Source organism: Holdemanella porci (assembly GCF_009696075.1).
Classification (GTDB): domain Bacteria; phylum Bacillota_I; class Bacilli_A; order Erysipelotrichales; family Erysipelotrichaceae; genus Holdemanella; species Holdemanella porci.
The window spans coordinates 86,951-100,180 of the sequence record NZ_VUMR01000001.1 but is presented as its reverse complement, the minus strand read 5'-3'; the positions used below and the strand labels follow the sequence as shown (position 1 = coordinate 100,180).

Annotated in this window: 10 protein-coding genes; 9 read left to right on the top strand and 1 reads right to left on the bottom strand. The window is 36.3% G+C overall.

Annotated elements, in window-relative coordinates; translation table 11 throughout:
* The first annotated feature begins 216 nt into the window (after positions 1–216).
* The 9 genes from pulA (at position 217) to FYJ55_RS00405 (ending at position 12,455) form a co-directional block, all read left to right on the top strand.
* Positions 217–2,325 carry a type I pullulanase gene (pulA, locus tag FYJ55_RS00445; protein WP_229771013.1) on the top strand — a complete coding sequence of 703 codons (2,109 nt, stop codon included), beginning with the start codon at positions 217–219 and terminating at the stop codon, positions 2,323–2,325.
* Positions 2,326–2,370: 45 nt separating this feature from the next.
* Positions 2,371–3,882, top strand: a complete 1,512-nt coding sequence (locus FYJ55_RS00440; RefSeq protein WP_154555163.1) for an IMP dehydrogenase — start codon at positions 2,371–2,373, stop codon at positions 3,880–3,882.
* A gap of 55 nt (positions 3,883–3,937) precedes the next feature.
* The gene (locus tag FYJ55_RS00435; protein ID WP_195836622.1) at positions 3,938–5,080 is read left to right on the top strand and encodes an anaerobic ribonucleoside-triphosphate reductase activating protein; all 1,143 of its coding nucleotides are present in this window, start codon (positions 3,938–3,940) and stop codon (positions 5,078–5,080) included.
* Positions 5,077–7,035: an anaerobic ribonucleoside-triphosphate reductase gene (gene nrdD / locus FYJ55_RS00430; RefSeq protein ID WP_154555161.1), complete on the top strand. Its 1,959-nt coding sequence runs from the start codon at positions 5,077–5,079 to the stop codon at positions 7,033–7,035. The genes FYJ55_RS00435 and nrdD overlap by 4 nt, the downstream gene beginning before the upstream one ends.
* Before the next feature lie 10 nt (positions 7,036–7,045).
* Entirely contained in the window at positions 7,046–7,852 is an 807-nt protein-coding gene (gene proC, locus FYJ55_RS00425; RefSeq protein WP_195836621.1) for a pyrroline-5-carboxylate reductase, read from the top strand.
* A 2-nt stretch (positions 7,853–7,854) separates the two neighbouring features.
* Positions 7,855–9,144 (top strand): M17 family metallopeptidase, encoded by a 1,290-nt coding sequence (locus FYJ55_RS00420; protein WP_154555159.1) that lies wholly within the window; start codon positions 7,855–7,857, stop codon positions 9,142–9,144.
* Positions 9,145–9,212: 68 nt separating this feature from the next.
* The gene (locus FYJ55_RS00415) at positions 9,213–10,274 is read left to right on the top strand and encodes a branched-chain amino acid aminotransferase (protein WP_154555158.1); all 1,062 of its coding nucleotides are present in this window, start codon (positions 9,213–9,215) and stop codon (positions 10,272–10,274) included.
* Positions 10,275–10,816: 542 nt separating this feature from the next.
* Positions 10,817–11,713, top strand: coding sequence for a MarR family transcriptional regulator (locus FYJ55_RS00410; protein ID WP_229771012.1), 897 nt, complete (start codon positions 10,817–10,819; stop codon positions 11,711–11,713).
* Complete coding sequence (locus FYJ55_RS00405) at positions 11,697–12,455, top strand: hypothetical protein (RefSeq protein ID WP_154555156.1); 759 nt, start codon at positions 11,697–11,699, stop codon at positions 12,453–12,455. Before FYJ55_RS00410 ends, FYJ55_RS00405 begins: the two co-directional genes overlap by 17 nt.
* A 229-nt stretch (positions 12,456–12,684) precedes the next feature.
* On the opposite strand, the gene FYJ55_RS00400 is transcribed toward FYJ55_RS00405, so the two are convergent.
* Complete coding sequence (locus FYJ55_RS00400; RefSeq protein WP_154555155.1) at positions 12,685–13,173, bottom strand: DUF1836 domain-containing protein; 489 nt, start codon at positions 13,171–13,173, stop codon at positions 12,685–12,687.
* Positions 13,174–13,230 lie beyond the last annotated feature (57 nt).

Below are 13,230 nucleotides of genomic sequence, written 5' to 3'. Positions count from 1 at the left end.
CAGATAATATACTTTTCATAGTGACCTCCTATTGTGTTATGGCATCGACACCATAAGTGTTTTTAATCAATTCAATTATGAGTCGTAATCCACGTATTGACAATAGGAGGTCACTTCATATTATCTCTATGAAGTAGTTTAACATTTTTTTAAAAAATTGTCTGTATACATGTTACAATAGATACGTAAAATAAAAGGAAATGAGGAATACTACATATGCGAATGAAGGAGCCATATGAAGCTTATCTAGATGATTACAATTGTTTGGATGTTTATATGTCCAAAAATTTTTTTGGTGGAAAAAGTCGTATTTTCCATATGAAAGATACAAAGGATCGTATTATTCCGTTGACGATTCAGTCTCAAAGTGATCTATACAATGGATATACGCATTATTCATTGTCTTTAAACGGGAATTTACAAATGGGTCAAGAATACACTGTGTATGATGAACATTGTAAAACTTGTGTTGCCAAATACTCTCATATTGTCAAAACAGAGCGTTTTGCGAAAGAGTACATGTATGAAAAAGAGGATCTAGGAGTTACATATACACCGGAAAAGACAACCTTTAAAGTATGGGCACCCACAGCTCTTGCCGTATATGTGGGATATGTCTTAAACGGGAAAAAGATCGTTGAATCGATGGTTCGACAGGATAAAGGGGTTTTCTCGCTTACTGTTAACAAAGATTTAAATGGAGTTCACTATTCTTACTTAGTACGTGTGAATGGAGAATATAAAGGGGTAACAGATCCTTATACTTGTTTTAGTGGTCCGAATGGCCAATATAGTGTGATTGTTGATCCTAAGAGTTTAAAACTTCCAAAAAAAATCAAATTGAAGCCAATGGATAGTGAATGCGATGCGATTATATATGAGGCAAGTATTCGTGATATGACAAGTCAAACTGGAATTGGTGTGAGTCATCCAAAAAAATTTGTGGGCTTTACGGAAGAAAATGAAATCACAAAGGCACACAGTACGGGTTTTAGTTATTTAAAATCATTAGGTGTGACACACGTACAATTGATGCCTGTATTTGATTTTGGCAGTGTGGATGAAGTGTATCCAAATATTTTCTATAACTGGGGCTATGATCCTGTACAATATCGTTGTTTGGAAGGGGCCTATTCACTAGATCCAAAGAATGCGAAGTTACGTATCGAGGAGTTTGCAAATTTGGTGCATGATTGCCACAAGGCAGGCATTCGAGTGAATTTGGATTTGGTGTTTAATCATGTGTATGTCAAAGAAAATTTTGCGTTAGAAAATATGGTGCCTGATTATTATTTCTTAATGAATCGTGAAGGTGAATTTTCGAATGGAAGTTTCTGTGGCAATGATATTGATACACAGCCATATATGGCGCGTAAATATTTTTTAGAAACTTGTAAGAAGATCATTGAGTTATTTGATGTGGATGGTTTCCGTTTTGATCTTATGGGAATTCTAGATTATAACTTAATGAATGAAATTAGTGAAGAATGTAAAAAATTGAAACCGGATTTTATGATTTATGGGGAAGGCTGGAATATGCCAAGCTTTGTGGCGGAAGAGATTCGTGCTTCACAACTGAATCAAGCTAAGATGCCACATGTTGGTCATTTCTCGGATCGTTTCCGTGAAGTTGTTCGTGGATCGAATGATGAGCTTTCACGAAAAGGCTTTGCGTCAGGACAAGCCGATTTATTCTATCAAGTAAAATGTGTAATGGCCGCAAGCTGTATGGACCATGTGTTTGATAGTCCAGCGAAAGTCATTAACTATGTAGAGTGTCATGATAATCATACGTTATGGGATAAAAACAGAGTATGTTGTCATGGGGAGAGTCGTGATTTAAGAGAAAAACGACAGATCATGGCCAATGCGATGGTATTACTTGCACAAGGGGTTCCATTTATTCATTGTGGTCAAGAGTTTGGTCGCACTAAACAAGGTTTAGGGAATACATACAATCGTTCGGATAATTACAATCGTGTTGATTATCAAAGAAGGGATCATCATATTGAAATTGTAGAGCGTACAAAGGAATTGATCCAGCTTCGTAAAGAACATCCTTGTTTTAGATTGAGCACGGTTGAAGACATTGAAAAAGGTGTTCAATTTGATTCGATCTATGATCAAGTCTTAGTCTATTCTTGTCAAAAAGGGGATGATCATTGTATGGCTTTCTTTAATCCAACTAACATTCCTTATGATTATCATTTGGACCAAGAAGCTAGAGTCTTGTTTGATGATGGAAATAGTAATGCGTTAGAAACACAGGATATTCATATTGCAGCATTTAGTGTTGTCGTTTGTCAATTTGGCTTGACGGCGTAGAACTCAAAACATATAATATAGGTTAAATTGAGAAGGAGATAAACAATGGCAAAATTTTTTGAAGAACCATCTAGAACGTTCAGTGAGTATTTATTGATTCCTGGTTACACAGGTCCGGATTGTACACCGGATAAGGTGAGTTTGAAAACGCCTTTAGTAAAATTCAAAAAAGGTGAAGAACCTGCACTATCTTTAAATATTCCAATGGTAAGTGCTGTAATGCAGGCTGTTAGTGGTGAAGAAATGGCTTGTGCACTTGCACGTGAGGGTGGAGTAAGTTTTATTTACGGTAGTCAAACAATTGAGTCTCAAGCCGCTATGGTTCGTAAAGTAAAATCGACTAAGGCTGGATTTGTTGGCAGCGATTCAAATATTAGCCCTGAAGCAACATTAGAGGATGTAATTGCTCTTCGTACTAAGACAGGACACTCAACAATGGCTGTTACTGACAATGGTCAAGCGGATGGTAAATTAGTAGGTATCGTAACAAGTCGTGATTATCGCGAAAGTCGTATGGATCATTCGACCTTGGTTAAGGAATTTATGACACCATTTGAAAATTTGATCGTCGGAGATGAAGATATTACATTGTCTGAGGCAAACGATTTAATCTGGGAACACAAATTAAATCAGTTGCCTATCGTTGATAAAGAACAACACTTAAAGGCATTCGTGTTCAGAAAAGACTATGAATCACACAAAGATAATCCAAATGAATTATTGGATGATAAAAAGCGCTACATTGTAGGTGCTGGTATCAATACACGTGACTATGCGACTCGTGTACCTGCTTTAGTAGAAGCTGGAGTAGATGTTTTATGTATTGATTCAAGTGAAGGATATTCTGCATGGCAAGCTGAAACAATTAAATGGATCCGTGAACACTATGGTGACAGCGTAAAAGTCGGAGCTGGTAACGTTGTAGATGGAGACGGTTTCCGTTTCTTAGCGGATGCAGGAGCTGACTTTATTAAGATTGGAATCGGTGGAGGTTCTATCTGTATCACTCGTGAACAAAAAGGTATTGGTCGTGGACAAGCTACAGCTACAATTGATGTTGCGAAAGCTCGTGATGAATACTTTGAAGAAACTGGAATTTATGTTCCAATTTGTTCAGATGGTGGTATAGTACATGATTACCACATCACATTAGCACTGGCATTTGGTGCTGACTTCGTTATGTTGGGTCGTTACTTTGCTCGTTTCAAAGAAGCTCCAAATAAGATTGTAAGTGTAAATGGAAATTACATGAAGGAGTACTGGGGTGAAGGTAGTGCTCGTGCTCGTAACTGGCAAAGATATGATGTTGGTGGAGACAAGAAAATGTCTTTCGTAGAAGGTGTTGATTCATATGTTCCTTATGCAGGTAGCTTAAGAGACAATGTAGGTCTATCTTTATCTAAGATTCGTCATACAATGTGTAACTGTGGATGCTTAACAATCCCTGAACTTCAAAAAGATGCGAAGGTTACATTAGTATCAAGTACAAGTATTGTCGAAGGTGGAGCTCACGACGTTGTTGTTCGTGATGAACATTTCGACGCAAAACCACAATAATCTCAAAAGGACTTCGGTCCTTTTTTTCTTTATCAAAATACCTTATAATACTTGTATGGAAAAACAAAATGATTTATTGATGGATTCAAGTATCCTCTATCGAAGTACACAGAAATATTATGATAAGATGCTGCAAGATTTGAATTTGAGTTATGCCCAGCTTCCAATCTTGATTGAAATCTATGAGAATGAAGGTATTTCCCTCCAACAAATCGTACAGGTTGGTGGATATGACAAGGGTACGGTCACAAAAAATGTTCAAAAATTGAATACTTTGGGTTATGTTTCCATCTTAACAAGTGCTAAAGATAAGCGTGTTAAAGAATTATATACGACGGCACTCACGAAAAAACATATATCTGAAATCTATGGGATTCGTAGAGACTGGTGGCATCACATTACACAAGATCTAACGGCAGAGAATATTGAAGTTTTTACTACGTTTTATCAGACTTTATCCAATCATGCCAGAAGCTATGCGGATTTGGAGCAGACCAATCTGCAGTTTTATAAATTAAAAAAATTATCATTATCGGATTATGATTCACATTTGAGTTGTTCTTTATATACAGGGGGATGTAATTTAAAGTGTCCGTATTGTCATTCAAAAGATTTGGTGTATTTAAAAGAAAACATGTATCCGATCGTTACGGAAAAAATCAATGAATTTTTAGAGAGTCATCGCAAAGATTTAGATGGCATTTATATATCGGGAGGAGAGCCTTTGATGCATGAGGGGGTTGTTTCCTTTCTACAGTATGCCAAGACTTTAAACTATAAAATTAAGATTCATACGAATGGTATGTTCTATGAACGTTTAAAAACCATCCTTGCACAAAAATTGGTAGATCATGTCAGTCTAGATATCAAAAATGCTCCGAGTGCCTATGCGAAAACGTGTGGGGTTGAGGATATGGATCTAAAGGATATTGAGAAGTCTTTGGATTTGTTGAAGCAATCGGTTATACCATATGACATTTGTGTAACTTTGGTGGATGAATTGCATAATCAAGAAACTATAGAAGAATTAGGAGAATGGCTTCAAGGCGTGGATACAGTGATTTTACAACCTTTTGAAGATAGTGAAACGACCATTGATCATTCGTTGCATCGTCCTAGTTTTGAAGTTGTTTTAAAATATAAAAACATATTCGAAAAATATGTTAAACATGTAAAGATAAGGGGGGATCAAGCATGATCGAAGTCGAAAAAAGAGATGGGTCCATAGTTGGTTTTGATTCGTCAAAAATCTTTTCGGCCATATCCAAAGCTTTTGATTCTTTACATATGGAAAAAGATGATGCGATTATCAACTTACTGGTACTTAGAGCCACGGCTGATTTTCAAACGAAGATCAAAGACAATCGCATTAGTGTAGAAATGATTCAGGATAGTGTTGAAAAAACGTTGTCAGAATCTGGCTATTATCCGGTCGCAAAGACATATATTTTATATCGTAAACAAAGAGAAAATGTACGTAAGATTCAATCGACGGCTAATGAATATATTCATTTAGTCAATTCGTATTTACACGATAATATTTCTTTGGAAGATGAAAACTCCATGGCAACGTATTCTGTGGGTGGTTTGATCTTATCTAATTCAGGTATGATCACTTCGAATTATTGGTTGAGTGAAGTGTATGATGCCCAAATTACCAACGCACATAAAAATGGGGATCTATATATTCATAATATCAATATGTTGACGGGATGCAGTGCAGGCTGGTCTTTAGAAGATCTCATTTTAAAAGGACTTCCTTCTGTGAATAAGATGATTTCATCCCTTCCTGCCAAGCATTTGTCGACGTTATGTAACCAGATGGTCAACTTTCTAGGAATCATGCAGAATGAATGGGCCAGTGCCCAATCATTCGCACATTTTGATACGTTACTCGTACCTTTTATTCATCAGGACAAGCTATCTTTCAAGATGGTCAGTGATTGTCTAGAAAGCTTTATATATGGGATAAATATTCCTTCAAGGTGGGGTACCCAAGCTCCTTTTAGTCAGATTACTTTGGATTGGAATGTTCCGCACGAATTTATAAACAAAAAGGCAATTGTAGCCGGGTGTGAATGTGATTTTACATATGGAGATTGTCAAAAGGAAATGAAGATTCTTCATGATGCCTTATTTGAAGTTATCAATAAGGGAGATATTTCAGGTCGTGGTTTTCAATTTCCAATTATTGCCCTTTACTTAAATCCAGATTTTGATTGGATGCACGAAGAAGAGTTGTTTAAGGCTTGTGCCAAATATGGAACGCCTTATTTTTTGACAAAAGAAAAACAAGATGTGGAAGGATATTTTGGCTATAAACCTTTATGTGGAAGTATGGGGGTTGTGACATTAAACATAGTACGCTTAGCGTATCTTTCAAGTAGTAAGGAAGATTTCTTTAAGCGTTTAGATAATTTAAGTGATGTGGCCCTTCGTTCTTTTGAAGTCAAGCGACAAGTGTTAAATCAATTGTTGGAGGCCGGCTTATATCCGTATACCAAGGCCTATATATCGGATTTTAATGATTACTATGGTACTTTAGGTATTGTGGGTATGAATGAGGCTTGTTTGAATGCGAAATGGTTAAAGAAGGATTTGATGGATTTGGATGCACAAACTTTTTCCATGGAAGTGTTAGAGTTTTTAAATCAAAAACTTTTAAATCAAAGTCAAAAAGTTAATTTAGAGGCTACACCAGCAGAAAGTGTATGTACGCATTTTGCCCAAATTGATAAGGAATTGTATCCAGAAATTCAAAGTCATGGATATTATACGAATTCAACGCATTTAGATGTCGCCAGTACGGATGATGTCTTTGAAGCTTTACGTATACAACAAGATTTTCAAAATCAATATTGTGGAGCCACTTCATTTCCAGTCTTTATTGATCATGGGATAGCGGATTGGAAAATGATTGCCCTACTTGTGAAGACCATTTATGAAAACTACGATGTGCCTGTATTCACAATTACGCCAACATATTCGGTTTGCGAAGAACATGGCTATCTATTGGGTCATCAAAATATTTGTCCGAAATGTTCCAAATCAACCGAAATCTATTCTCGTGTTTCAGGATATTATCGAAACTTAGAGGATTGGAATGAGGGTAAACAAAAAGAATTTTCAAGAAGAAAGACATATTCGATTTAAGGAGGGTATTATGAAAGAAACAATCGGTTTTATTGGTGCTGGAAACATGGGTAAAGCCATGATTGAAGGAATCTGTCAGAACCATGTATTTAATACAGTTTGGGTGTGTGATCATCACCAGGAAAATTTAGATGTACTACATGAAAAGTATGGAGTCGAAACGAGTTTAGATGAAAAAACAGTAGCACAAAATAGTGATGTATTGGTGTTGAGTGTGAAGCCGAAGCACTATCCAAAGGTGATTGAAACAATCAAGGACAGTGTCAAATCCGATGTGATTATTGTGGATATTGCGGCAGGTGTAACCATTTTAGATGTGAAGACATACTTTGGCAAAGATATAAAGGTGATTAAGGCAATGCCGAATACGCCCGCATTGGTATTATCTGCGATGAGTGCCATTTCGTTTGATGATTTGGTTACTGAAGAAGATAAAGTTTGCGTTCAGTCTATCTTTAATAGTTTTGGCAAATGTGAAGTCGTCGAAGAAACTATGATGGATGCCGTAACCAGTGTGAGTGGTTCAAGTCCTGCCTATGTATTTATGTTTATTGAAGCGATGGCAGATGCAGCTGTGGCACAAGGCTTACCTCGAACTCAGGCGTATACATTTGCGGCACAAGCTGTTTTGGGAAGTGCAAAGATGGTCTTAGAATCAGGTATGCATCCAGGTACCTTAAAAGATATGGTTTGTTCACCTGGTGGAACAACGATTGATGCGGTTTGCGAGCTGGAAAGAATGGGTTTTAGAGCGAGTGTTGAATCGGCTATGCGTATTTGTGGTGAAAAATCAAAGAAAATGACGGAGGGAAAATAGATATGAAAAATATTTGTATCGGATTGTTTGAAGGAGAAACATTACCTGAGCGTTTAGCGGCTTTTAAAGATGTAAAATTGGATTTAGAATTTGGTAAGATTACAACAATTCATACATTAAATCAATTGGATTGTGAAAAAATCGTGGTCGTTGGTTTGGGTGATGGCAAAAAGAACATTAAGGAAGCTTTTAGTAAAGTCGATGCGGATGATTATTTGGTGTATGTCACTGAAAACACGGCGTATGCGGCTGGTTTTGGACTTGTATATGGAGCGTATAGCTATAAAGAGACGAAGGTGTATGATTTAGAGAGTGATGGTTTTAAAGATGAATTTGAAAAAGGTAAAACAGTAGCTCGTATTGTAAATCATGCGCGTGAAATGAGTGATATGCCCGCAAACTTTTTAACACCTGATCATTTGGTGGATGAAGCGAAGATGGTGGCTGAAAAGTATGATATGGAAATTGAAGTATTAGCACAAGACGATTTAGAAGAAATTGGTGCCGGTGCTCTTTTAGCTGTAAATCAAGGATCGGACAGACCATGTTTTATGGTGGTTATTCGTTATGATGGTGGTAAGGAAGACGAAGACTATACAGCTCTTGTTGGCAAAGGTCTTACATATGATGCGGGTGGCTACAATATCAAGTCAAATATGCATGGTATGAAGTATGATATGTGTGGGGCTGCCAATATGCTTTGTGCTTTAGAGTTAGTAGCTGAATTAAAAATAGAAAAGAATATTGTGTGTGTTTTACCAATTACTGAAAACAAAATCAATGGACATGGCTTTGTCGATGGGGATGTGATCACAAGTTTAAGTGGTAAGACGATCGAAGTCACAAATACCGATGCCGAAGGAAGATTGATTTTGGCAGATGCCTTGACAATGGCACAAAAATTAGGAGCTACACGTGTCATCGATATGGCGACTTTAACGGGTGCTTGTGTTCGTGCTTTAGGAAGTACATATACTGGAATCTTTAGTAATGATGATAGTTTCTATTTGCCTTTTTTAGGGGCTTCAAAAGCTACAAAAGAACAGATTTGGCGTTTGCCTGTGGATGAATATTTCCATTCGGAATTGAAGTGTTCAAAGGTAGCGGATTTGATTAACTCAAAGACTTTGGGTGGAAATGCAAGTTTGGCTGCGGCTTTCTTAGAAGAATTTATTGAGGAAGGTACTCAGTGGATTCACTTGGATATTGCAGGAACGAGTGATAAGGATGAAGTGGCTACAGGTGTTATGATTGAAACAATTGTTCATTTTCTTGAAAATGAATGTAAATAAATGTGATGTGTTGAAATAATTTACAGAACGTGGTATTATCATACGTGTTTAGAAAAGAGGACAAATTTATGGAAGTACAATTTGTAGAAAGTAAAAACTTAAAAGAAAAACCAACTGGAGCTTTAGGCTTTGGTAAATATTACACAGACTATATGTTTGTGATGGATTGGGATGCTGGTCAAGAATGGCATGATGCCAGAGTCGTACCTTATGGACCATTAGAATTTGATCCAGCAAGTATGGTATTGCACTATGCACAAGAAACATTTGAAGGTATGAAGGCCTATCGTACTAAGGATGGTAAGGTTCAATTGTTTAGACCTGAAATGAATGCGAAGCGTTTTGCGAACTCCAATAAACGTTTGAGTATGCCAACTTTGCCAGTGGACATGTTTGTGGAAGCTGTAAAAACAATTGTGAAGTATTCAGAAGACTGGATTCCAACAGGTGAGGGTGAATCTTTATATATTCGTCCATTCATGTTTGCGACAGAAGCTGCGATTGGTGTACATGCGGCAAGTCATTATAAATTTATGATTATTTGTTCGCCTGTTGGTGCTTATTATGCCGAAGGTGTAAATCCTGTTAAGATCTATGTAGAAGATGAATATGTTCGTGCTACTAAAGGTGGTACTGGATTTACAAAATGCGGTGGAAACTATGCAGGTAGTTTAGCTGCTCAAGTAAAAGCTGAAGAATTGGGTTATTCTCAAGTTTTATGGTTGGATGGAGTTCACCGTAAATACATTGAAGAAGTTGGTTCAATGAACGTTATGTTTGAAATTGATAATAAGATTGTGACAGCTCCATGTGAAGGTACAGTACTTCCTGGTGTTACTCGTGATTCTATTTTACATATCTTGAAAGATTGGGGATATGAAATCGAAGAAAGACATTTGTCTGTGGATGAATTGATGGAAGCAGGTCACAACGGTAAACTACAAGAAGCTTGGGGAACAGGTACGGCTGCCGTAATTAGTCCAATTGGTGAATTGTACTACAAGGGTGATAAAGTTACTGTTTCTGATTTTAAAACGGGTGAATTAACACAAAAGTTATATGACACATTAACAGGTATTCAATGGGGTACAATTGCAGATCCTTATGGATGGACTGTTGTAGTCGACTAATTTAATGAAGGTGTACATGGTACATCTTCTTTTTTTTTGGAGTCGTTGTCATTACAATGACAATGCACTATAACTCATAGTATTTAGTTTTTAAAGATGCTAGGGTATCTTGGATATTGATACTTATTAATATTAAAATGTAAAGTATGTATATGTTGGATTAAGTATTTCTCAAATCCCAGTAAAAGAATGGTACGATTTATTTAAGGATTGTATATACATTGATGCGTTTTAAATTCTACAAATACATCTTACAACTGAATGTGTATAAATGGCTCAAGACGATGAAATGGGTGGTTCTCAGTGCGTGGAATACTCATAAAGTAAAGTGAATGGTACAAGAATTAAATGAAATGTATGAATATTGTGAAAGTTTATTTGTGATAGTGTAAGTTTGAAGTCTATCTTAACTCTAATATTGCATCTTAACATAAAAAGAGTTAAGATACAGTAAAAGAGTTAAGAAAGGTGGTGGACATATGGAGTATCTCAATAAAGTTCTTGGAATCGAAGTGACTTATGAGAATGTGGAGTTCACGCATTTGCCTAACTTTATTGTTACAAGGTATCGCTTACAGATGGCTTCTATGAATGGGAAAAAGGTGATTTTCCTATATCCGAAAACTGAATTGGAGCCAATTGAAGTGCTGAAAAAGCACATTGCAAGGATACAGAAAAATGAAAATATGCCTGTTGTGCTAGTGTTGAAAGAGATTATTTCCCGGCAGAAAGAATATTTGATTCGTGAGAGAATCCCATTTATCGTAGAAGGAAGGCAGATATATCTACCTTTTATGGCGTTGTATTTGCAGCAAAGGTGCAATGCCGAAAGAAAACCGCACAAAAAATTACTTCCATCGGCTCAGATGCTTCTATTGCATTTCATTTATGGAGGTGCAAAAGAAATGTCTACAAGTCAGGCTGCAAAAGACTTAAAATTGACACCTACTTCAATATCAAGGGCATCGAAACAACTTGAAGAAACGGGAATGGTGCATATAAAGAAAGTCGGTGTGCAAAGAATTCTGTGTTCTGAGGATTCTGCGAAAATGCTGTTTAAAAAAGCAGGAGATATACTGCAAAATCCAGTAAAACGAACGATATATATTCCAAAAGAATTGGTGAAAACAGAATTGTTGGAAAGTGGATATTCGGCATTGGCAGAGTATACCATGCTGAATTCGCCAAACATCAAATACTATGCAACAGAAAGAATTTCTCAATGGAAAGATATTATGACAAATAGCTTACAGGATTCGACGGAACAAGTGGTCGTAGAAATGTGGAGATATAATCCTCAAAAATTGTCCACACGAAATATTGTAGATGAACTTTCACTGGCATTGGCGTTGAAAAAAGATGTAGATGAAAGAGTTGAAGAAGCAGTTGAAGAAATGCTAAATGAACTGTGGAGGAAGATAGATGGTTACAGGAATTGATAGTTTTAAGGAATGGTTCAAAGGGTATGAAGAACAATATGCAATCATTGGAGGAACGGCGTGTGACATTCTGATGACAGAGGGAGGTTTGGATTTTAGAGCAACAAAGGATATTGACCTTGTTCTGATTATTGAAGCACTTGACGTGAATTTTGGAAAGAAATTTTGGGAATATGTAAAACAGGCTGGATATGAATATTGTAATAAGAGTTCTGGTGTGCCGCAGTTTTATCGTTTTAGTCATCCAGTCTCTAATCAGTATCCTGCGATGATCGAACTATTCACGCGAAAGTTGGATGCCATTCAACTTCCGGAAGATACAGTGATAACACCATTACCAATGGACGAAGATATTTCAAGTCTGTCTGCTATTCTTTTGGATGATGATTACTACGAGTTTTTGACAAAGGGGAAAGTCACTGTCAATGGAGTAACTGTCTTGGATGCGGCATATTTGATTCCATTTAAGGCAAAAGCTTGGATAGATTTGACAGATCGCAAAACTTCAGAGGAACATGTTGACAGCAAAAACATCAAGAAACATAAGAACGACGTTTTCCGCTTGACTGAATTGATTGACCCCACGCTCACAATTAAAGCTCCTCATAGAGTATATGTGGATATTCAAGAGTTTGTACAGCGGATGCAAAATGAAAACATTGACCTTAAACAGTTGGGATTAGTAGGAAGAACGAAAGATCAGATTTTGAAGGAAATAAAAGATTTGTATATAGCACAGTGATTCTAGTGCCATTTCAGTTGTTATGCCAAAATGCAGTGAGCCGAGATGGCAATTTTCTTTAGTTAAGAATTGTAAGATTTGAGAGAGTATTTGTAACTCTCGTCATTATAATTTATGGTATTCTGTTGTAAGATTTTTTGAATTTTCTTTCGGTAACTCTATCGTGAAAATGTAAGCTTTTAAAAAGTGTAATTTTGTTGTCTATACAATAAAAAATAGAGATTGCTCTCTATTCTTGTTCGTATTTTTTTAGAGTATATTCTGTATGCATCTTATAGATGATGCATTGAATGACATTATCCATCAATTCTTGTTCAGGATTGGCGTTTTCAAATAGGATTGTATTTCGGTTGTTTTTAAAAACGTCATTTAATGAATCTTCAAATCGAGATATAAATAAGTCATAGGCTTGTTCGATGGTTGAATCTTTCATATTCGTATAAATATGAAGTAAAGATGTGATTTGTTGCATAGAATAACATCTTTTTAGGATGGTTAAAACTAAAAAGTAGGCTAAATGACTTTTTGTGTAGTGTTTTTTGACGGGTGGATGGACAATACCAGTTTTGACATAGTTGTTGATCATGGCTTTGGTAATGAACTTTTCATCATAGAAATAAGTATCTTTTAATTTCTCATTGATGTAGGTGATCACTTGGTCCATATATAGGTCAATTTCGGGTAGTTCGGTCCACTTTGGAAATGTATAATTTTTCATAATCTGATTGTAACATAAAATAAATTGTTACACAATCTAGAAATTAATACTAGATGC